This is a genomic window from Rhodococcus sp. RD6.2, assembly GCF_001040705.1.
GTDB lineage: Bacteria > Actinomycetota > Actinomycetes > Mycobacteriales > Mycobacteriaceae > Rhodococcus_G.
Genome location: NZ_CVQP01000001.1, coordinates 104287 through 126629 on the forward strand (window position 1 = coordinate 104287; position 22343 = coordinate 126629).

At 67.3% G+C, this 22343-nt stretch carries 17 protein-coding genes; 14 read left to right on the forward strand and 3 right to left on the reverse strand.

Going from position 1 to position 22343, the window contains the following annotated elements:
* From ettA to RHCRD62_RS26685, 11 genes are all read left to right on the forward strand, one after another.
* Entirely contained in the window at positions 1–1680 is a 1680-nt protein-coding gene (gene ettA / locus RHCRD62_RS00455) for an energy-dependent translational throttle protein EttA (protein ID WP_050062721.1), read from the forward strand.
* A gap of 11 nt (positions 1681–1691) precedes the next feature.
* Complete coding sequence (locus tag RHCRD62_RS00460) at positions 1692–2120, forward strand: acyl-CoA thioesterase (RefSeq protein ID WP_050062722.1); 429 nt, start codon at positions 1692–1694, stop codon at positions 2118–2120.
* Between the two features lie 56 nt (positions 2121–2176).
* Positions 2177–7069: an NAD-glutamate dehydrogenase gene (locus tag RHCRD62_RS00465; protein ID WP_050062723.1), complete on the forward strand. Its 4893-nt coding sequence runs from the start codon at positions 2177–2179 to the stop codon at positions 7067–7069.
* Positions 7066–7521 carry an acyl-CoA thioesterase gene (locus RHCRD62_RS00470; protein WP_301280708.1) on the forward strand — a complete coding sequence of 152 codons (456 nt, stop codon included), beginning with the start codon at positions 7066–7068 and terminating at the stop codon, positions 7519–7521. Before RHCRD62_RS00465 ends, RHCRD62_RS00470 begins: the two co-directional genes overlap by 4 nt.
* On the forward strand, positions 7514–8176 hold the full coding sequence (locus RHCRD62_RS00475; protein WP_050062724.1) for a DUF8010 domain-containing protein: 663 nt from the start codon (positions 7514–7516) through the stop codon (positions 8174–8176). The genes RHCRD62_RS00470 and RHCRD62_RS00475 overlap by 8 nt, the downstream gene beginning before the upstream one ends.
* Positions 8177–8441: 265 nt before the next feature.
* Entirely contained in the window at positions 8442–9722 is a 1281-nt protein-coding gene (locus RHCRD62_RS00480; RefSeq protein ID WP_050062725.1) for a metal-dependent hydrolase family protein, read from the forward strand.
* Positions 9723–9873: 151 nt separating this feature from the next.
* Entirely contained in the window at positions 9874–10539 is a 666-nt protein-coding gene (locus RHCRD62_RS00485; RefSeq protein ID WP_253277139.1) for a P-loop NTPase family protein, read from the forward strand.
* Between the two features lie 3 nt (positions 10540–10542).
* Complete coding sequence (locus RHCRD62_RS00490; RefSeq protein WP_050062727.1) at positions 10543–12525, forward strand: YhgE/Pip domain-containing protein; 1983 nt, start codon at positions 10543–10545, stop codon at positions 12523–12525.
* Between the two features lie 70 nt (positions 12526–12595).
* Positions 12596–13972 (forward strand): glutamate decarboxylase, encoded by a 1377-nt coding sequence (locus RHCRD62_RS00495; protein ID WP_050062728.1) that lies wholly within the window; start codon positions 12596–12598, stop codon positions 13970–13972.
* Between the two features lie 207 nt (positions 13973–14179).
* Positions 14180–14827, forward strand: coding sequence for a hypothetical protein (locus RHCRD62_RS00500; RefSeq protein ID WP_050062729.1), 648 nt, complete (start codon positions 14180–14182; stop codon positions 14825–14827).
* A gap of 191 nt (positions 14828–15018) precedes the next feature.
* Complete coding sequence (locus tag RHCRD62_RS26685; RefSeq protein WP_084734004.1) at positions 15019–15933, forward strand: macro domain-containing protein; 915 nt, start codon at positions 15019–15021, stop codon at positions 15931–15933.
* Between the two features lie 7 nt (positions 15934–15940).
* Here RHCRD62_RS26685 and RHCRD62_RS00510 read toward each other — a convergent pair whose 3' ends face one another.
* Positions 15941–17539, reverse strand: coding sequence for a glycoside hydrolase family 13 protein (locus RHCRD62_RS00510; RefSeq protein ID WP_050063373.1), 1599 nt, complete (start codon positions 17537–17539; stop codon positions 15941–15943).
* Positions 17540–17616: 77 nt separating this feature from the next.
* On the reverse strand, positions 17617–18012 hold the full coding sequence (locus RHCRD62_RS00515; RefSeq protein ID WP_050062730.1) for a globin: 396 nt from the start codon (positions 18010–18012) through the stop codon (positions 17617–17619).
* 229 nt (positions 18013–18241) lie between these two features.
* On the opposite strand from RHCRD62_RS00515, the gene RHCRD62_RS00520 reads away from it, so the two are divergent.
* Genes RHCRD62_RS00520 through RHCRD62_RS00530 form a run of 3 tightly spaced genes read left to right on the forward strand, consistent with a single transcriptional unit; the run spans position 18242 to position 19677 of the window.
* Complete coding sequence (locus tag RHCRD62_RS00520; RefSeq protein WP_172670979.1) at positions 18242–18901, forward strand: HNH endonuclease; 660 nt, start codon at positions 18242–18244, stop codon at positions 18899–18901.
* Positions 18902–18956: 55 nt separating this feature from the next.
* Positions 18957–19217: an aa3-type cytochrome oxidase subunit CtaJ gene (locus RHCRD62_RS00525; protein WP_050062731.1), complete on the forward strand. Its 261-nt coding sequence runs from the start codon at positions 18957–18959 to the stop codon at positions 19215–19217.
* Positions 19204–19677 carry a DUF5130 domain-containing protein gene (locus tag RHCRD62_RS00530; RefSeq protein ID WP_050062732.1) on the forward strand — a complete coding sequence of 158 codons (474 nt, stop codon included), beginning with the start codon at positions 19204–19206 and terminating at the stop codon, positions 19675–19677. Before RHCRD62_RS00525 ends, RHCRD62_RS00530 begins: the two co-directional genes overlap by 14 nt.
* A gap of 78 nt (positions 19678–19755) precedes the next feature.
* Here RHCRD62_RS00530 and pepN read toward each other — a convergent pair whose 3' ends face one another.
* On the reverse strand, positions 19756–22332 hold the full coding sequence (gene pepN, locus RHCRD62_RS00535; protein WP_050062733.1) for an aminopeptidase N: 2577 nt from the start codon (positions 22330–22332) through the stop codon (positions 19756–19758).
* Positions 22333–22343 lie beyond the last annotated feature (11 nt).

A 22343-nucleotide genomic window follows, 5' to 3' on the forward strand; every position in this document is an offset into this window, starting at 1 on the left:
ATGGCGGAGTTCATTTACACGATGAAGAAGGTGCGCAAGGCGCACGGCGACAAGGTCATCCTCGATGACGTCACGATGAGCTTCTACCCGGGCGCGAAGATCGGCGTCGTCGGCCCGAACGGCGCGGGTAAATCCTCCATCCTCAAGATCATGGCCGGGCTCGACCAGCCCGGAAACGGTGAGGCGTTCCTCGCCCCCGGCGCCTCCGTCGGCATCCTCATGCAGGAGCCGCACCTGGACGAGACCAAGACCGCTCGCGAGAACGTCGAGGAGGGCCTCGGCGAGACCATGGTGCAACTCAAGCGCTACAACGAGATCGCCGAGCTGATGGCCACCGACTACTCCGACGAGCTCATGGAGGAGATGGGCGAGCTTCAGGAGAAGCTCGACCACGCCGATGCCTGGGAGATCGACTCCCAGATCGAGCAGGCCATGGACGCGCTGCGCTGCCCCCCGGCCGACGAGCCCGTCACCCACCTCTCCGGTGGTGAGAAGCGCCGCGTCGCGCTGTGCAAGCTCCTGCTGAGCAAGCCCGACCTGCTGCTCCTCGACGAGCCCACCAACCACCTCGACGCCGAGTCGGTCCTGTGGCTCGAGCAGCACCTCGCCGCCTACCCCGGCGCCATCCTCGCGGTCACCCACGACCGGTACTTCCTCGACCACGTCGCGCAGTGGATCTGTGAGGTCGACCGCGGCCGCCTCTACCCGTACGAGGGCAACTACTCCACGTACCTGGAGCAGAAGGCCGCCCGCCTCGAGGTGCAGGGCAAGAAGGACCAGAAGCTGCAGAAGCGCCTCAAGGAGGAGCTCGCCTGGGTCCGCTCCGGTGCCAAGGCCCGCCAGTCGAAGAACAAGGCGCGTCTGGACCGCTACGACGAGATGGTCGCGGAGGCCGAGAAGCACCGCAAGCTCGATTTCGAAGAGATTCAGATCCCGACCCCGCCGCGCCTCGGCAACGTGGTTGTCGAGGTCGAGAACCTCGACAAGGGCTTCGACGGCCGCATGCTCATCAAGGACCTGTCGTTCACGCTGCCCCGCAACGGCATCGTCGGCGTCATCGGCCCCAACGGTGTCGGCAAGACCACGCTGTTCAAGACGATCGTCGGCCTCGAGGAGCCGGATTCCGGCACCGTCAAGGTCGGCGAGACCGTCAAGCTCAGCTACGTCGACCAGAACCGCGCCAACATCGACCCGGCCAAGACGGTGTGGGAGGTCGTCTCCGACGGACTCGACTACATCGAGGTCGGCCAGAACGAGATGCCCTCGCGCGCGTACGTCAGCGCGTTCGGGTTCAAGGGCCCGGACCAGCAGAAGCCGTCGGGAGTGCTCTCCGGTGGTGAGCGCAACCGTCTCAACCTGGCGCTGACCCTCAAGGAGGGCGGCAACCTGATCCTCCTCGACGAGCCGACCAACGACCTCGACGTCGAGACCCTCAGCTCGTTGGAGAACGCACTGCAGGAATTCCCCGGTTGCGCCGTCGTGATCTCCCACGACCGCTGGTTCCTGGACCGGACCTGCACGCACATCCTGGCGTGGGAAGGCGCATTCGGCGACAACGAGGCGGCCTGGTACTGGTTCGAGGGCAACTTCGAGGCCTACGAGGAGAACAAGGTCGCGCGCCTCGGCGCCGACGCGGCTCGCCCGCATCGCGTCACCCATCGCAAGCTGACCCGCGACTAGGTGCGAGTGCGTTGACGAAGCTCTACACATGCGAGGTTCACGTGCGCTGGGGCGATTCCGATCGCCTCGGCCACGTGAACAACGTCCTGTACGCGGAGTACGCGCAGGAGGCTCGCGTGCAGTTCTTCCGTGACTGCATCATCGGGGCGGGCGCGTTGCCCACCCCGATGGTGGTGCGGAAGATGACGTTCGACTACCTGCGGCCCGTGACGGACGAGACCGCTCCGATCACGGTCGAGATCGTGATCCCGCACGTCGGTACGTCGTCGTTCGTGGTGCATCAGTTGATGCGTGACCGCAACGGCGAGGTGTGTGTCCGCGCAGAGGGCGTGATGGTCGGATTCGACCCGGAAACCGAGAAGTCGGTTCCGCTGCCCGAGCGGACGCGCGAACTGTTGAAGGAGTACGCGCCTGTCGAGGTGTCGGCTCCCGCGCGGTAAACCCGGCTAGGCTCAGCGGTGCACACCTGTCCGTGAGATCAGGGGGTGACCGCGAGGTGACCGTGTCTGCAGATCGATTCGGCTCGGAGTGGACGGCGGGCCTGCCATCCGCCGTCTCCGAGCATCTCCCCGAGGTGATCGGCGCCTATTTCCGAGGAACCGACGCCGACACGACGGACGGGGTCGTCACCGACGAGGCGATGGCGGCGTTCCGCGCGCACATCGAGTTCGCATCCGTCCGCGAGCCGGGGCGGTCGGCTGCCCGCGTCGTCGTCCCCACCGACGGAGCTCCCGCGGTCCAGGTGGTCACCGACGACATGCCGATGCTCGTCGAGTCGGTGACGGCGCTGCTGGCGCGGTTCGGTGTCACCGTCGTCGAGATCGTGCACCCCGTGCTGAGGGTGCGCCGGGACTCCGCCGGCCGCCTGGCCGACGTGCTGGTCGACGGTGCGCACCACGAGAAGTCGACGCACACCGAATCGTGGATGCACCTGCGACTGCATTCGGCCACGGATCCCGCGCTGTTCGACCCCCTCGCCTCCGCGGTCGGCGATGTCCTCGACGACGTCCGGCAGGTCATCGCCGACACCGACACGATGCGGGCGGTGCAGCGGGATCTCGCGGATCGCCTGGACGTCCTCGCCGACGGCGGACCGATCGGCTACCCCGAACACGAGATTCGGGACACCGCGTCCCTGCTGCGCTGGTTCGCCGGGGGCAACTTCGCGCTTCTCGGCTACCGCCGGTACGAGTTCGGCGATGCGGCCGCGCGCGATGGGGCGGTCGCTCGAATCGTTCCCGGCAGCGGACTCGGGGTGCTCGGCGCCGAGATCCGCACCGACCACCGGATAGACCTGCCTGCACCGCAATTCGACGCCGACGGACCACTGCTGACGTTCGCGCAGGGGCCGCTGCCCGCGACCGTCCACCGTTCCGTGTACCCGTCGTTCGTGCGTGTGCTGGATCTCGACGACACCGGTGCGGCCGTCGGTGAGCATCGATTCCTCGGCGTGCTCACCGTGACCGGCGTCCACGAGAACATCCTCGACATCCCCGTCGTCGCGGCCAGGGCTCGGGCCGTTATCGCCCGGTCGGGCTGCGACCTGCACTCGTTCTCCGGTCAAGCGATGCTGGAGGTCATCCAGTCGTTGCCGCGTACCGAACTGTTCTCGATCGGCACCGCCGAACTGTTCGACACGGTCTCGGCGGTCGTCGCGATCGGGGTCCGCAGGCAGGCTCGGCTGTTCCTGCGCGACGACCACGACGGTCGATTCGTGTCCGCGCTGGTGTATCTGCCGCGGGACCGCTACAACACCCGGGCGCGCCTGGCGATGCAGTCGATCCTGCTCCGCGAGCTCGGTGGCGGCACCCTCGACTACAGCGCCCGGGTCACCGAATCCGACTTGGCGATGGTTCATTTCACGATCCGGACCTCGGCGACGGACCCGGCGCCGAACGTGGACACCTCCGCGGCGAATCGCGAGCGGATCGAGACGTTGCTCGCTGCGGCGACCCGCTCCTGGGACGACGACCTGGCCGATGCGGTCGTCGGGGATCAGGACGTGACGTCGCTGACCGCGCAGCGCTACGCGTCGGCGTTCCCGGAGAGCTACAAGGAGGACTTCGGTGCCGCGCGCGCTGTCCGCGACGTCGCCAGGCTCGAGGCTCTCGGTGTCGACGGGATCGACCTGCAGTTGTATCGCAGGCGCGGCACACCGCCCGGGCGTTGGCGCTTCACCCTGTACATCACGGGGGAAGGCGTCTCACTGAGCCAGGTGCTGCCGGTGCTGCAGTCGCTCGGGGTCGAGGTGGTGGACGAGCGTCCGTACGACGTCACGCGGCCCGACGGAACCCTGTGCTGGATCTACGATTTCGGTCTTTCGGCGGCGCCGGAACTCGTCGATGCCGCGGTGGAGGAGAATCTGGAATCCGAACTGGGTGAGCGGCTACCCGCCGCTCGCGACCTCCAGCGCCGCTTCACCGAGGCGTTCACCGCGGTCTGGCTCGGGTTGTCCGAACCCGACAAGTTCAACGAGTTCGTGCTCCGCGCCCACCTGGAGTGGCGCGAGGCCGCGATGCTGCGTGCGTACGCGAAGTACCTGCGGCAGGCCGGTTTTCCGTACAGTCAGTTCCGCATCGAGTCGGTGCTGCTCGAGCACGCGGACACCACCCGTCTGCTCGTCGACCTGTTTGCGGCGATGTTCGATCCGGACGCGGCGGATTCGTCGCGCGCCGAACGACTCGTCGTCGAGGTGCGACGCCGAATCACCGAGGTGGTCAGCCTCGACGCCGACCGGATCCTGCGGGCGATGCTCTCCCTCATACTCGCGACCCTGCGCACCAACGCCTACGTGCGCGGTCCGGGTGGCGAGCGGCGGGACGTGCTCGTGTTCAAACTCGACGCCGAGCAGGTCACCGAACTGCCCAGGCCGCGGCCGCGTTTCGAGGTGTTCGCCTACTCGCCGCGGGTGGAGGGCGTGCATCTGCGATTCGGACCGGTTGCCCGAGGTGGGCTGCGCTGGTCGGATCGCCGGGAGGACTTCCGCACCGAGATCCTGGGCCTGGTGAAGGCGCAGGCCGTCAAGAACGCCGTCATCGTGCCGGTCGGGGCGAAGGGCGGCTTCGTCGTGAAGCGGACTCCTGCTCCGACGGGTGACGCGGCATCCGACCGGCAGGCGACACTCGCCGAAGGCCGCGCCTGCTACCGCCTGTTCATCGCCGGGCTCCTCGATGTCACCGACAACGTCGACCCGGCAACCGGCGCGGTGCTGCCCCCGGCCCGGGTGGTCCGGCGCGACGGCGACGACACCTACCTCGTCGTGGCAGCGGACAAGGGCACCGCCACCTTCTCTGATCTCGCGAACGAGGTTGCTGCCGAATACGATTACTGGCTCGGCGACGCCTTCGCGTCCGGCGGATCGGTCGGCTACGACCACAAGGCCATGGGTATCACCGCCCGCGGTGCGTGGGAATCGGTGAAGCGGCACTTCCGGGAACTCGGTGTCGACGTGCAGGAACAGGACTTCACGGCCGCCGGTGTCGGAGACATGAGCGGCGACGTCTTCGGCAACGGCATGCTGCTCAGCAGACACCTCCGCCTCGTCGCCGCCTTCGACCACCGGCACGTCTTCCTCGATCCGAACCCGGACGCCACGCGGTCGTTCGCGGAGCGCGAGCGCCTGTTCCGCATGTCGCGGTCGTCGTGGGCGGACTACGACACCGCCCTGATCAGTGCGGGCGGCGGCGTGTGGGATCGCTCGGTCAAGTCGGTGCCGCTGAGCGACCAGGCGCGCACAGCGCTCGGCCTGGACGCCTCGGTGTCCGAGCTGTCACCGCCCGAACTGGTCCGCGCGATCCTGCGCGCACCGGTCGACCTGCTGTGGAACGGCGGCATCGGCACCTACGTGAAGGCGTCGACCGAATCTCAGGCCGATGTCGGGGACAAGGCGAACGACCTGGTCCGGGTGAACGGTAACGAGGTCCGGGCCAAGGTGATCGGCGAGGGCGGGAACCTCGGTGTCACCCCGCGCGGACGCGTCGAGTACGACCTCTCGGGCGGCCGGATCAACACCGATGCTCTCGACAACTCGGCAGGCGTGGACTGCTCCGACCACGAGGTCAACATCAAGATCCTGCTCGACACGGCAGTCGGGAGCGGAGCGCTTGCCCCCGCCGAACGCAACGGCCTCCTCGCGTCGATGACGGACGAGGTCGCCAGACTCGTGCTGCGCGACAACATCGATCAGAACACCCTGATGGGCACCTCCCGGGCCGATGCCGTGGGAATGCTCGGCGTGCACACCCGGCTGCTCGCCGACCTCGAGACGTCACACGGGCTCGACCGTGCGCTCGAGGCACTGCCCACCGACGAGGAGATCGTGCGACGTCAGGAGATCGGACGCGGCTTCACCTCGCCCGAGCTCGCGACCCTGCTCGCGCACGTGAAGCTGTCCGTCAAGGACGACCTGCTCGCCAGTGAACTACCCGACAGCCCCACCTACGCGGTCCGGCTGCCGCACTACTTTCCGCGGCCGCTGCGCGAGCGGTTCGCGCCGCAGATCGGCGGGCACCGTCTGCGCAGGCAGATCGTCGCGACGATGCTCGCCAACGAGGCCGTCGACTTCGGCGGCATCAGCTACCCGTACCGCCTCGCTGAGGAGGCAGGGGCCAGCAGCACCGACGCGATTCGCGCGTTCACCGCTGCCACCGAGATCTTCGACCTGCGGCAGCTGTGGTCCGACATCGGCAGCGCCGCCGTGCCCGCGTCCGTCGCGGACGACCTGGTCCTGGAGTCGCGGCGGATGCTGGACCGGGTGTCGCGCTGGCTGCTGACCAACCGACCGCAGCCGATCGCCGTCGGCGCCGAGATCAACCGTTACGCAGGTCGGGTCCGCGCACTGATGCCGCGGGTCCACGGCTGGCTGCGGGGTCACCACCTGACCGAACTGGAATCGCGGACGGCGTCGGTCACCTCGCGTGGCTGCCCGCGCGACCTGGCGCTGCGGGTGTACGGGCTGCTCGACGCGTTCCCGGTCCTCGACATCATCGACATCGCGGACATCACCGAACGCGACCACGACGAGGTCGGGCCGCTCTACTACACTCTCGACGCGCACCTCGGGATCGACGAATTCCTCACCGCCATCTCGGGACTCGAGCGCGGCGACCGGTGGCATTCGCTGGCCCGCCTGGCGCTGCGCGAGGACCTGTACGGGTCGCTGCGGTCGCTCACGATGGACGTCCTGTTCGGCGGTGAACCCGACGAGAGTCCGTCCGAGAAGATCGAGGACTGGGAGTCGACGAACGCCTCCCGGCTCGCGAGGGCGCGGGCGGCGCTCACCGAGATCGGGGAGTCTGGAACGCTTGACCTCGCGACGCTGTCCGTGGCGGCGCGTCAGGTACGGAGCATGGTGCGCGGAGCGGGCACCCGAGCAGAAGGAGCACGGTGAGCGGGGTTCTTGCAGAGACGGCCCAGCAGGGGAGCCAGGTGGGGTTCCACACCAAGGTCGGGGTCCGCTGGTCCGACATGGACGTCTTCCAGCACATCAACCACGCCCGGATGGTGACGCTCCTCGAGGAGGCCCGCATCCCGTGGCTGTTCGAGGACGGTGTCCCGACGGTGACGCTGCGTGACGGTGCCGTCATCGCGGACCTGCACGTCCGCTACCGGGGTCAGCTCCGGCACGACGACGGACCGCTCGACGTGTTGATGTGGATCGACCAGATCCGGGCCGTCGACTTCACCATCGGCTACGAGGTGCGTGCAGGCGGCGCCGACCCGGCGTCCGCGCCGTCGATCGTCGCGTCCACCCAGATCGCGGCGTTCGACATCGACACGCAGCGCCTGCGCAGGCTCACCGCGGCCGAGCGCGAGTACTTGGAGCGCTGGCAGCGTGGCTGATCGCGCACTGGTCCTGTCCGGGCCGGGGGAGCGGGCGAATCTCGCGGCCTTCCTCGGCCGTGTGGTCCGACTAGACGAGGCCGCCGTCGTTCGGTTGAGGCGCCGCGACGACGACCATCTCGTCGTGTGGGCCCCGACCGGGTTCGACGCGCTGGCGGCGCGCGTGGTCGCCGGACGTGTACGTCCGGACGACCTGACGGCCGCTGCCGACAGCCTTCTCCACGCACTCGGTGCAGACGTCGCCGGCGGCGAGATCGATCCCGGCTTCGCGATGGACTCGGCGTGGCGCGGCGCGCTTCCACCCGATCCGGGTTGGGTGCACGTCGACGACGTTCCGGCGGGTGTGCTGATCGACCTCGCCCGGCAGGGCACCCAGGTGGCCGCCGAGCACGGCGGTCACGGCCCGCCGGCCTCGCTGCTCGACCAGGAGGTGCTCGCCGTCGACGGCGGAGGCGACGCGGTCGCAGTCACCATGCGGACCGTGTTCGCATTGGCTGCAATGGGATTCGTTCCCGGAGGCGACGTCGAGGGCGCGACCGTCGACCCGGCCGAACTGGTTCGGGTCAGGGCGACACGCACCTGGCTGCGACTCGACGCGCGTTACGGGTCGGTCTTCGCTCGCCGCGGCGGGGACATCCCGCTGTCTGTGGTGTAGGCGGCAGCGGCGGGCACGGCGGCGGGTGGTGAGTCGAACCTGCCCACGCCGCCCGCTGACCTCGTGAATTCGCGAGTACTGCGCCGAAATAGCTGCATGGTGAGGGGCGGATCGGGAAGCTGTGTGGAACTCGTATCTCGGCATTATGTTCGGGTAGGAAACATTTTCGCAGCTTCCTTGTGCTCTATATCGATAACCTAACGTTCCGAACAGCTGTCCAAGTACGGTGAGAGAGTTCTGTGAACTTTGCTTAACATTCGCTGGCATGGCGACTTCTTCGAAAGCAAAGCAGCGCGTTGTTTTTCGTGATGTTCGGATTTTCGACGGTGTGTCCGACAACCTCGTTTCCGGGGACGTCCTGATCGACGGTGACCGGATCGTCGGGGTGTCCGAGTCCCCGGTCGGGGACGAGCCCGGCCGCGAGACGGTCGCCGTCGACGGCGGTGGGCGCGTTCTCATGCCGGGCATGAGCGACGCACACGTGCACCTGGTGGGTAACGCCAACACGATGGTCGACATGGTGGCCGGCTCGGAAAGCCATATCGCTCTCAACGGCCTCGCAGAGGCGGGCAACATGTTGTTGCGCGGCTTCACCGCCGTGCGGGACATGGCCGGTGACACCGGCAGTCTCAAGTCGGTCATCGACCGCGGACTGTTCCCCGGCCCCCGCATCTACCCGTCCCAGGCGGCGATTTCGCAGACCAGCGGACACGGCGACTTCGGTTTCGTCTACGAGACGCCGACCGCGTTGGGCGGGGCGCAGTCCCGGGCCGAGCAGATCGGATTCATGCGAGTCGCGAACGGTGAGGCGCAAGTCCTTGCCTCGGTGCGCGAGCAGTTGAAGAAGGGTGCCTCCCAGATCAAGGTGATGGTCGGCGGTGGTGCCGCGTCGATGTACGACCCGCTGTACACGGTGCAGTTCACGGATGCGGAGTTGCGGGCAGCGGTGGACGCGGCCACCGACTACGGCACCTACGTAGCCACGCACGTCTACAACGTCACCGGCATTCGCCGGGCGGTCGAGGCAGGTGTGAAGTCGATCGAGCACGGACATCTCGCCGACGAAGAGACCATCGCGATGCTGGCGGAGCGCGGTGTCTGGCTTTCGATGCAGCCGTTCGCGCTCGGCGACCACCACTACCCCGACCCCGACCGCGCGGGGAAGGACCGCGAAATCTGCACCGGCACCGACCAGGTGTACGAGTGGGCGACGAAGCACGGGGTGAAAGTGGCGTGGGGCACCGATCTACTCCTCGAACCGCAGCTCGCCGCCCGCCAGAGCGAAATGGCGGCCCGCCTGGGCGATCACTACAGCAACCTCGACGCACTGCGGATGCTGACCTCCGGCAACGCGGAGCTGTTCCGGCTCTCGGGCGACCGTGACCCCTACCGGCAGGCACCGTTCGGTGTCGTCGCCGAGGGCGCCTGGGCCGACGTCCTGCTCGTCGACGGCAACCCTCTCGAGGACCTGAACCTTCTGGCGGACCCGGGGAAGAACCTGTCGGTCATCGTGAAGAACGGCGAGATCGTCAAGAACGGTCTCTGACACCGCTCGCCGAGTTCTCCACCGAACACCAAACACTGTCGAAGGCACGCGCCGCCGGTCGGCGCGGGATGAGAGGTGTGATTTGGTCGAAGTCACCACGGCGGAACCAGAGAAATTCTGGGAGCCGGTCCCTGGTTCCCTGGTATCCGCGATGGCAATAGAACTCCACGGGCCGTGGGGCCACGTGTTCGGCCCCCTCGACCTCGACATCGACGAGGGTGGGGTGACGGTACTGGCGGCGCAATCCGGTGCGGCCCGGACCGCCTTGCTCATGGCCTTGTGCGGCAGGATGCGCCTGTCGGGCGGCACCCTGACCGTGCTGGGCAAGACGAACCGACCACAGAAGGTGTTCGCGCAGTCTGCGGTCGCCTGCATGAACGAACTCGACGGCGTCAGCCCGTCGGTCACCGTCCGGGACATCGTCACCGAACAATTACGCTGGGACTCAGCGTGGTTCAAGTTCGTGCCCCGCGTCCACGAGGATGGCGTGGAACGGATGTGCGCGGAGGTCTTCGGCGACATTCCACTGCCGCCGTTGAACGGCTTCGTCGACGACCTCCCCGAGATCCAGCAGATGCTGCTCCGGATCGCGGTGGCCAACACGCACCGGCCCCCGCTGCTCGTCGTCGGGCGGCTGGACAAGGTCGCCGACGACGACGAGCGACGTATCCTCCTCGACCGCCTGGTGGCATTGGGGGAGAAGCAGTCGGTGATCACTGCCGACGTGAACCCCCTCCCGCCGGACAGCGGGGTCCGTGCGGTCGTCGAACTCGAACTCGGTGCCGGCGACGTCGGTGTGCTGACAGAGGGGAGATGACTCGTGCTGGCAGGAGTGTCTCTCGGCAGCGATTCGAAGCGCTACTTCCGCGGCACCATGCCGCGGATCGCGATCATCACGATCATCCTCATGCCACTGCTCTACGGGGCGATGTACCTGTGGGCGTTCTGGAACCCGTTCGGCGCGGTCGACAAGATCCCGGCCGCGATCGTCAACAGCGACACCGGCCGCACCGCCACCGGGCAGCAGCTCGATGCCGGTGAGCAGGTGGTCAAGTCGCTCGTCGCCTCCGGCCAGCTGGACCTGGCCGAGGTGTCTGCGGACGAGGCCGCTCAGGGACTTTCGTCGGGAAAGTACTACTACACGATCACCCTGCCGGAGAACTTCAGCGCCGCAGTCGAATCGCCGAACGGCGACGACCCGCAGAAGGCGGAGTTGATCTTCACCTTCAACGATGCCAACAACTACCTCGCGACCATCATCGGGCAGGACGCCTCCGAACAGGTCATCAACCAGGTCAACACGACCATCGGTGCGCAGGGCGTCGGGCAGGTGCTCACCGGGCTGCAGAGCGCCGGCGCCGGCCTGAAACAGGCTGCCGACGGCGCCGACCAACTCGCCGCCGGGATCGACACCGCCAAGGCCGGCGCAGACCAGCTCAGCTCGGGCGCGAACGAGTTGGCGACGAACATGGTCACCGCTGAGGCCGGTTCGGCGCAACTGGCCAGCGGTGCAGATCAACTCGCGACTGCGATCGACGGTGCCACCACGCCGCTGATCAACGCGCTGGGCAGCGGCGCAGTCCCGAACATCGGCGGTCAGGTGTCCGAACTCCGACGGTCTCTGGAGGCCTTGGGGAGCAGAATTCCCGAGGGGACGCCACCGCCGGTCACCGCAGTTTCACGAGCCCTCGAAATCCTCGGTCAGAGCAACGATCCCCTGGTCGAGCGGGCCGTGGCGGTGCTGTCGCCGCTCGCCGCCCAGCAGGTGAGTGGCGACGCCGCACAGTTGCAGGCGGAGATCGGGCGACTCAGCGGTGACGCCCGCGCGGTCGAGTACCAACTGACGGACCCGGGCAGCCCCCTGCAATCGGGTCTCGCGGTGCTGCAGAACGGGGGGATCGCGTCGGATCTCCAGCAGTTGCGCAGCGGCGCCGACGAACTCAGTAGTGGCGCAAGCGCGCTCAACTCCGGTTTGGTTCAGTTGACCGACGGCAGCCGGCAGCTCGCCGGGGGTGCCGGGCAGCTCGCGTCCGGGATGGTCGAACTGCAGACCGGCTCTCACGAACTCGCCGGTGCCCTCGAGCAGGGCGCCGGGCAGGTGCCGAGCTGGTCCGACGAGCAGAAGACCGCGACGGCGGACACGTTGTCGACTCCGGTCGCCCTCAAGCAGGACTACACGAACGTGGCTTCCACGTTCGGCACCGGATTCGCGCCGTTCTTCCTCTCGCTGGCACTGTTCGTCGGCGGCATCATCACGTGGATGCTGCTGACCCCCTTGCAGTCCCGGCCGACGATCGGCGGTGTCGGCCTCTATCGCACGGTGCTGGCGTCGTACTGGCCGGCACTGCTGGTGGGGATTCTCCAGGTGGCCGTCATGTACACCGTCGTGCACTTCGGTGTCGGGCTCGATGTGAAGCACGTGCTGGGCACGATCGCGTTCCTGATACTGGTCTCCGCCACCTACCTTGCGATGATCCAGGCGTTCAATGCGCTGTTCGGGGTAGCGGTCGGGCGCGTGGTGACGCTCGCCTTCCTGATGCTTCAACTGGTCTCTGCCGGCGGAATCTACCCGGTCCCCACCACCGCCAAGCCGTTTCAGTACATCCATCCGTTCGACCCGATGACGTACACCGTCAACGGGCTGCGGCAGCTCACCATCGGCGAACAGGTCGACTCGCGGCTGTGGATCGCCATCGCGGTACTCATCGGCATCCTGCTGGTGAGCCTGAGCGTCAGCGCGTTGTCCGTGCGCCGCAACCGGCAGTACACGATGGAACGGCTCTACCCGCCCATCGAAGTGTGACGGTTCACCGCACAACAGATTTCGCTCCACGAACATCCACCGAGTGTCGGAAACGAGTATTGGAGAGAAGATGTCTGATTCCTTTGCAGTGCCCACCGAAACCCTTGCCCCGGCCTACACCGGACGACTCGGAACCGATGCGGTGCCGGCACTCCGGCTGCCGAAGTCCGAGACCGACCCGGAGGCCGCCTACCGGTTCATCCACGACGAACTGATGCTCGACGGAAGTTCCCGGTTGAACCTGGCGACCTTCGTCACCACGTGGATGGACCCGCAGGCGGACCGGTTGATGGCCGAGACGTTCGACAAGAACATGATCGACAAGGACGAGTACCCGCAGACCGCGGAGATCGAGACCCGCTGCGTGAACATGGTTGCGGCCCTGTTCAATGCGGACGGGCTCGACGAGTCCGATCCGTCGTCCGCCACGGGGGTGTCCACCGTCGGCTCCTCGGAGGCGGTGATGCTCGCCGGACTCGCCCTCAAGTGGCGCTGGCGGGCGGCGCGGGAGGCGGCCGGAAAGGACAACACACGCCCGAACCTGATCCTCGGCAGCAACGTCCAGGTCGTGTGGGAGAAGTTCTGTCGCTACTTCGACGTCGAACCGAAGTACCTCCCGATGGCGAAGGGGCGCTACGTCATCACCCCGGAGCAGGTTCGAGAGGCCGTGGACGAGAACACCATCGGTGTGGTCGCGATTCTCGGGACCACGTTCACCGGTGAGCTCGAGCCGGTCGCCGAGATCTCCGACGTTCTCGACGAGATCGCGGCGCAGGGTGGACCGGACGTCCCGCTGCACGTCGACGCGGCGAGCGGCGGCTTCGTGGTGCCCTTCCTGCATCCCGAGCTGAAGTGGGACTTCCGTCTCCCGCGTGTCGTGTCCATCAACGTCAGCGGCCACAAGTACGGCATGACCTATCCGGGTATCGGATTCGTCGTGTGGCGGTCGAAGGAGTACCTGCCCGAGGACCTCGTCTTCCGCGTCAACTATCTGGGCGGGGACATGCCCACCTTCACATTGAACTTCTCCCGACCGGGCAATCAGGTGGTGGGTCAGTACTACAACTTCATCAGGCTGGGTGTCGCGGGGTACACCCAGATCATGGAGTCGTTGCGGGACACCGCGCTGATGATCTCCTCGGAACTGTCGGCGATGCAGGACATGCACGTCATCACGGACGGCACCGCGATTCCGGTGCTGTCGTTCGAGGTGGTCGGCGATCCCGGGTACACGGTGTTCGACATCTCGCACGAGCTGCGGGCCCGCGGCTTCCAGGTGCCCGCCTACACCATGCCCGCGGATGCGGAGGACGTGGCCGTCCTGCGAATCGTGTTGCGGGAGGGCTTCAGTCGTGACATGGCATACAAGCTCGTGCTGGCGATGAAGGACGTGGTGGCGCGACTGAAGTCCGGTGCCGGGCACACTGCGAGTGGCTTCGCGCATTGACACTGGTCTCCCAGTCCGGCTTTCGTGCACCGAGTCGGGGATCGAGTGGCACTACCTGGTTTGGCGGCCACCAGCGGCGCAGGTGTGGCTACACACCTGCGCCGCTGGTGGTACCCGATGGCGCCCGATATCGGTGCCGCACAACATCGCGACTTCCGTGGGCGGGAGGTCGGACAATCCTCCCTTCTCTCGATTGGGCTGTGCATCATGCTGATTCACCCGACTCTACGAATGCAGTCGTGGGGTTTTGTCATCGGCTCACTGCTGTTCGCGCTCGGATCCGCCCCCTGGATCTCCACGGCCATGGGTGCGGCCGCCGCCAACACATCCTTCTTCGTCGGCTCGTGGTTCTTCACCGCTGCTGCGTTCATCCAACTGGTGCTGAGCGGGGCAGCGACCACCACCGACCAGGGCAAGCCGGCGATTCGGGCCGAATGGCTTTCCGCCGCGATCCAGTTCCTCGGAACGATACTGTTCAACATCAGCACGGGTGCTGCCCTGCACGCACACACGGTCGAGGGTGAGATGCACCTCGTGTGGAATCCCAACGCCGAGGGATCCGTCGCCTTCCTGCTCAGCAGCGCCTTGGCCGTCCTGATGCTCGTGCGGGCCAACCAGATCTGGGAACCCGGGTCGAAGGTCTGGCAGAGCGTGTGGCTGAACCTGCTGGGGTCGATCGCTTTCGGGGTCTCCGCTGTGGGAGCTTTCATCACCCGGAACGGCACAGTGATGGACGACGTCCTGGCGATCGGAGGAACCTTCGTAGGTGCGTTGTGCTTCTTCGCGGCCTCTGCGCTCTTCCTCGGCGAGCCGGACCGGCCCGCAGTCGAGGAGTTCGCCGCAGCGACCGAGTAGCGCGTCAGATCAGCCAGGCCGCCGCGTTGGAAGGAAGCGCGCCGTCGACGAGCGGGGCGCTCGCGAGCAGCAGGCGTGCCACGACCACCTCTATTTCCGGCTCGGAGACAGTCTGCGGCGCAGTTCACAAGACTCTGGGATTTACCCGGTCAACGATCCGTGACGAGCCACTAGCTCGGCAGAATGGGTTCATGACCACCCTCGTCGCCATTCACGGCGATATCACCACCCAAACCACCGACGCCATAGTCAACGCCGCCAACAACGCGATGCGCGGAGGAGGTGGAGTGGACGGTGCGATCCATCGCGCTGGCGGCCCCGAGATCCTGAGGGAGTGCATCGCACGGTTTCCACACGGGCTCGCAACCGGCGCCGCAGGGTGGACTCCCGCAGGCGCGTTGGACGCGCGCTGGATCGTCCACACTGCTGGTCCTGACTATCGCGCAGGCCAGCGCGACCGGGCGCTGCTGGAGTCCTGCTACCGGCGGTCACTCGCGGTGGCCGACGAGGTGGGTGCGCGCAGCGTTGCCTTCCCGCTCATCAGCGCCGGCTCGTACGGATGGCCGCAGCGGGAGGCGATCGTCGCGGCGATCGACACGATAGCCACCACCCCGACGGTCGTCGACGAGGTGCGCCTCGTCGCCCGCGACGAGGAAACCTACCGAGAGGTCTCGTCGACGCTGGCGATGGCGACGTCTGTACGCATCCTGCAGGGTGTGCGGGAACTACATCGCCGTGGCTACCACCGCCTGCGGATGCACCCCGGCATCGCACCCAGCGGGATGCACTGGCGGATCGCGCTGTGGGACGCCGCCGAGCCCGATGCCAAGGTCTGGTACACGTCTGGCGCCGGCTCCGAGTTCGCGGATGGCGTCGTGGATGCGATGACGCCACCGACCGTCGTTGCGGACCTGATCCTGCGAGCGATCGCGACTCTGACATCGACGGCGGACGAACCCGGTTACGGCGCTTGGTTGGCGGGGCTCCTGGCTCTCGTCGAACCGGAGCACCAACTGCCTGTGGCGTACGCGGAGTATTTCAGCCCTTCCGCCGGCTGGGAGATCGGCTGGGGCAGCGGGGTTCGGTACCCGGTCCCGCCACGGTGACGACGGGTCAGATCAGCCAGGCCGCCGCGTTGGAAGGAAGCGCGCCGTCGACGAGCGGGGCGCTCGCGAGCAGCAGCTGTCCCGGAGGCAGGGGGATCGGGCCGTCGGTGGCGTTGAGCGCACAGATGAGCCCACCGCGCCGGCGGAACGCCAGGCAGCCGGGAGGACTGCCGTACCAGTCGAGGCCGTCGCCCGAGAACTCCGGGCGCTGCGAGCGCAGTTCGATCGCGGTGCGGTACAGCGACAGCATCGACCGGACGTCCTCGAGCTGTGCCTCGACCGTCAGCGGAGCCCAGTCCGCAGGCATCGGCAGCCACGTCGACTCGGCGGTGGTGAACCCGAACGGCGGCTCGGTACCTTGCCACGGCAGCGGCACGCGGCAGCCGTCGCGGCCGCGCTCGGTGTGACCGGAACGCTCCCACACCGGATCCTGAAGCGCGTCCTCGGGCAGATCGTCGACGTTCGGCAACCCCAGCTCGGCGCCGTTGTAGACGAAGACGGCCCCGGGCAGGGCGAACTCGACGAGCGTCATCGCCCGCGCCCGCGCCCAACCGAGGGCGCCGCCGCCGTACCGCGTCACCTCCCGCTCCACGTCGTGGTTCGACAGCGTCCACGTCGGCGTGCCACCCACCGCCGCGACTGCGGCGAGCGAGTTGTCGACCGCGGCCCGCACCTGCTCGGCGCTGAACTTCGCCTCGGCGAGCCGGAAGTTGAAACCCAGATGCAGCTCGTCCGGCCGGATGTACTCCCCGAACCGCTCGTTGTCGCGGACCCAGATCTCGCCGACCGCCATCGTGCCGGGGAACTCGTTCATCACCTTGCGGATACCGCGGTGGATCTCGTGCACGCCCGGATTGTTGAACCGCGGATCGTCGTCGTCGTTGCGCATCAATTCGTTGAGATCCCAGTCGTGGTCCGGGAGGCCCTCCGGCTTCGCCATCCCGTGCGCGACGTCGATCCGGAACCCGTCCACGCCGCGACTGAGCCAGAACCGCAGCGTCGTGTACAGATCCTCCGCGACCTCCGGGTTCTCCCAGTTCAGGTCGGGCTGCTCACGCGCGAAGATGTGCAGGTACCACTGTCCTGGCGTGCCGTCCGCCTCGGTGATCCGCGTCCACGCAGGACCGCCGAAGATGGACGGCCAGTTGTTCGGCGGCTCGTCGCCGTTCTCGCCCTTGCCGTCACGAAAGATGTATCGGGACCGCTCGGGGCTGCCGGGCGCCGCGGCCAACGCCGCGACGAACCACTCGTGCTGATCGCTGGTGTGGTTCGGGACCAGGTCCATCGTCACCTTGATGCGGCGTGCGTGCGCCTCCTCGATCAACGCGTCCATCGTTGCGAGATCACCGAACAGGGGATCGATGTCACGCGGATCGGACACGTCGTACCCGTGGTCCGCCATCGGGGAGCGCATCACCGGGCTCAGCCAGATCGCGTCGATCCCGAGCAGCTCCAGGTAACCGAGACGCTCCCGGACCCCACCGAGATCACCGACACCGTCCCCGTTGCCGTCGGAGAACGAGCGCGGGTAGATCTGGTAGAACACCCCGTTCGTCCACCACCGGTCGGACTCCGCCTGCCCCGCAACCCCCTGCGGGCTCTCCACGCTGCTCACGCCCGCCACAGTGCCACACGCCGACGACGGTCACGACTCGTGGCGGCGCCGACCGCAGGTCCTGTCGATCAGATGGGCGAATTGACGAGTGAGTTCGCGGCCATGTCGATGTAGTCGACGAGCGTGCGGCGATGTTCGGCGTCGAGTGTCTGCTCGTCGATCGAGTCGATCGCGATGTGCATGCACCGCAGCCACGCGTCCCGTTCCAGCGGACCGATCTTGAACGGGTTGTGCCTCATCCGCAGGCGCGGATGGCCACGCTCCTCCGAATAGGTCCGCGGCCCACCCCAGTACTGCTCGAGGAACATCCGCATCCTGCGCTCAGCGGGACCCAGATCCTCCTCGGGATAGAGCGGACGCACGATCTCGTCCTTCGCGACCTCCTCGTAGAAACGGGAGATCAGTTTGCGGAACGTCTCGGCTCCGCCGATCGCTTCGTAGAAACTCACTTCGGAATCACTCATGGCGCCACCATTGTGCCCTCAGGTCGGCGCCGCGTCGACGTGCGCCAGGGCGCTGCGTCGATGGGCGCCGGAGGCGCGGTGTCGATGGGCGCCGGAGGCGCGGTGTCGATGGGCGTGAGAGTCGCGGTTGCCTCCCGTTCACCTTCCTGCCCGCAAACCGTCGGGAAAATGCACGTGCGTCGACGCGTAATCCGTGGTCAACTGGGACAGGTCGTCCTCCGGAGGTCGCATGAAGCACCGACACAGCGCCCGAGCGCACCGACAACTCGAGCCCGCCGACGCCCGTCACCCACCGGGCTCGGGGGCTTCCCCGCTCTATGCGATCGACGAGGGCAACAAACCCTCCCACCCAGGCGATGATGCGGTTCCCGCCTGGGTGAAGCGCCGGGTGCTGCTGCTCAACGCCACTTACGAACCGCTCACCGCCCTCCCTGTCCGCCGCGCAGTCGTCCTCCTGGTCTGTGACAAGGCCGATTCTGTCCACGAGGATCCGCTCGGACAGGTCATCCACTCCGCCGGTTGTTCGATCCAGGTTCCATCAGTGATCCGGCTCCGAACCTATGTGCGTGTGCCGTACCGCGCCCGAATTCCGATGACCAGGGCCGCACTCATGCACCGCGACCGCTTTCGCTGCGCCTACTGCGGCGACAAGGCCGAGACCGTCGACCACGTCATCCCACGCAGTCGCGGAGGCGAGCACTCGTGGGAGAATTGCGTCGCCTGCTGTGCCCCCTGCAACCATCGAAAAGCGGACAAACTTCTCAGCGAGCTCGGATGGACGCTCCGCGCAGCCCTCGTTCCTCCGAAGGGTCAGCACTGGCGCCTGCTTGCCGCGACGAAGGAACTCGATCCGCTGTGGCTCCGATATCTGGGCGAGGGCGCGGCGTAGGAAATTCCTGTGCCCCAGCGGCACAAATCCGCCGCCCCTGGGCTACCTTTGGCGGGTGAGCATTCTCGAGACAACGCTGATTTTCGTCGGGATTCCCGTCGTCATCACGGCCATCCTGGCGGGGCTGAGCTACCTGGCTCCGCGAACCGCCGGTGAGACCCCCGCCCACTACTCGCTCGACAAGGAGTGGAACCACAAGCCGGTGCTGTGGTCCGCCGTCGACGAGGTGACGACCCGCCCCGGCCACCACAGTGGTCACGCGGAGATCGAGGGTTCGGCAGATCTGATCGGAGGTTCCGCAAGTGGCCGGTGGTAGCAAGTTCCCCGCAGTCGTCGAAGCCGACCTCCCCGTCGGTTACGCCGTCACCCCCAGCGGTCGCGTCTCGGGCGTGCACCGCATTGGCGAGCCGTTCGTCGACGACCTTCCGTTCACGGTCGACGAGCTCGTCGCCCTCGACGACGCACTGACCGACGCGACGCGGGCCACGAAGGTTCGCTTCAATCTCTACGTCGGTGCGCTCGGCGAAGACCCGGCAGCCGGTGTCGCCGCACTGTTCCCGACCACCCCCGAGGCCGAGCGGTCCGTGCTGATCGCGGTGTCGCCCAACCAGCGGGTCATCGAGGTCCGCTCGGGCAAGGCGGTCGCCGACCGCGTCACCGACCGTGTCGCGCAGCTCGGCGTCACGGCCGCGGTGTCGTCGTTCGCCGAGGCCGACCTGATCGACGGCCTGATCTCCGCGATCCGCGTGATGAGCGCGGCGATCGCGCAGCCGTAAGCACCACTCCAGCTGCTCCCGAATGGCGCATTCGGTCACTCAACGTGACCGAATGCGCCATTCGGGGTTAAGGGGAGGTCAGCTCGCGTCGAACTCGCGCGCGGCGAGGGACCGCACGATACCGGCCTTGCCCTCGACGACGAGACGGCGCAGGGCCGGCGGGTGGTCGCCCTCGAGGAACGCGTCGGCTGCCGCGACGGACGCCGCGCTGATCGACCAGTGCGGGTACAGCCCGACGACCACCGTCTGCGCGACTTCACTGGAGCGCCGCTCCCAGACACCCGGGATGTCGGCGAAGTAGCGCGCCACGAACGGTTCGAGCAACGCGCTGTGGCCGATCCCCGCGAACCCGCCGACGATGGATCGGGCGGTCGTGTTCGCAACGGAGTCGTCCCCGATGACCGTTGCCCACGCCTGTTCCTTCACCGCTGCCTGCGGCCTGGCGACGCGTGCCGCCGCGGCTGCTCGGGCACCGGCGGCGGTCGGGTCGCGGTCCGATTCGGCGTCGATGAACGGTGATTCGAGTCCCTCGGCGTCGACCTCGCCTGCCGCGGCGAGCGCGGTCACCAGACGCCACCGCAGGTCGGTGTCCACGACCAGACCGGGCAGCCCCACCTTCTCAGGCGCGCCGTCGAGCAGTTCCACGAGAACCTCGGTGTGCCAGGGCGAGAGCTGCGCCGCCGCGAGCGCGTTGACGAACGCGAGCTGGTGATCGGAACCGGCTTCGGCTTCGCGGGCGAGCTCCAGCAGCCGGTTCGCGAAGTCGGGCCAGCCGGACTCGGCGGCCCACGTCGGGTCGGCATAGCTGGACAGGGCGGTGTTCGCCTGAAGCAGCAGTCGCGAAGCGACCCCGACCTCGGATTCGGCGCCGATGCCGCGCTGGACAAGTGCCACGAAGTCACGGGCCTTCAGTTCGGCCTGCCGTGTCATCTCCCACGCCGCCGACCACAGCAGGGTGCGCGGCAGCGGTTCGACGATGTCGCCGATCCGGTCGATCGCGGTCGCCAGCGACTCCGGGTCGAGGCGGACCGAGCAGTAGGTGAGGTCGTCGTCGTTGACGAGGATCAGCTTGCCGCGCGCGACGCCGACCAGCTCGGGGACCTCGGTGCGCGCGCCCTCGACATCGAGTTCGACGCGCCGGGTCCGGACCAGCTTGCCGTCCTCGTCGTCGTAGATGCCGACCGCGAGCCGGTGCACCCTGGTCTCGCCCGCGCCCGGAGCGGCGCCGTCCTGCAGGACCGCGAACGAGGTGAAGTTGCCGTCGGCGTCCACCTCGAACTCGGGGCGCAGAATGTTCAGGCCGGTGGTCTTGAGCCACTGCGCTCCCCAGTCGGACAGGTCGCGTCCGGATGCCTTCTCCAGCGCGGCGAGGAGGTCGTCGAACGTGGCGTTGCCGTAGGCGTGCTCGGTGAAGTACGCGCGCAGGCCTGCGAGGAACGGCTCGACGCCCACATACGCGACGAGTTGCTTGAGCACCGACGCGCCCTTCGCGTAGGTGATGCCGTCGAAGTTGACCTCGACGGCCGCGAGATCCGGGATGTCGGCGGCGATCGGATGCGTCGAAGGCAACTGGTCCTGCCGGTACGCCCACGACTTCTCGACGTTCGCGAAGGTGGTCCACGCGTTGGTGTACTCGGTGGCCTCGGACTGGCAGAGCACCGACGCGAACGTCGCGAACGACTCGTTGAGCCACAGGTCGTCCCACCAGCGCATGGTGACGAGGTCGCCGAACCACATGTGGGCCATCTCGTGCAGCACCGTCTCGGCGCGCCGCTCGTACGAGTAGCGGGTGACCTTGGACCGGAAGACGTAGTCCTCGAGGAACGTCACCGCGCCCGCGTTCTCCATTGCACCCGCATTGAACTCGGGCACGAACAGCTGGTCGTACTTGCCGAACGCATACGGAACCCCGAAGTTGCGGTGGTAGAACGCGAAACCCTGCTTCGTTTCGGTGAAGAGCCGGTCGGCGTCCATGTGCTCGGCGAGTGAGGCACGGCAGAAGATTCCGAGCGGGATGTGCCCGTGCTCGTCGGTGTACGAGTCGTTCCACTCCGCGTACGGGCCCGCGATCAACGCGACGAGGTAGGTGCTCATCCGCGGGGTGGTGCGGAAGCGGTGCTCGCCGGGAGTCGCGACCAGTGTCTCGACGACCGCGGAGTTCGAGATGACCTTCCAGTCCTTCGGAGCGTTGACCGAGATCGTGAAGGTGGCTTTGAGATCCGGCTGGTCGAAGCAGGCGAACATGCGTTTTGCGTCGGCCGTCTCGAACTGCGAATACAGGTAGACGGACCCGTCGGTGGGGTCGACGAACCGGTGCAGGCCCTCGCCGGTGTTGGTGTACAGGCAGTCCGCGTCGACGACCAGCTCGTTACGGGCGGCGAGCCTGGTGAGTGCGATGCCGGCCTCCTCGCTGTAGCCGGAGAGATCGACGGGGGAGCCGTTGAGGGTGGCCGAGTGCACCGTCTTCGCGATCAGGTCGACGAACGTCTCGGCGCCGTCGACGGAATCGAAGGTGACGGTCGTGCGGGAACGGAAGATGCCCTCGCCCGGGGACCCGGCGCCGTCGGTCAGGTCCAGTTCGATGGCGTAGTTGTCCACGGTGAGCAACGCCGCTCGCTGGGCAGCCTGCTCACGGGTCAGGTTCGGTGGGGCCACGTTTCGACACT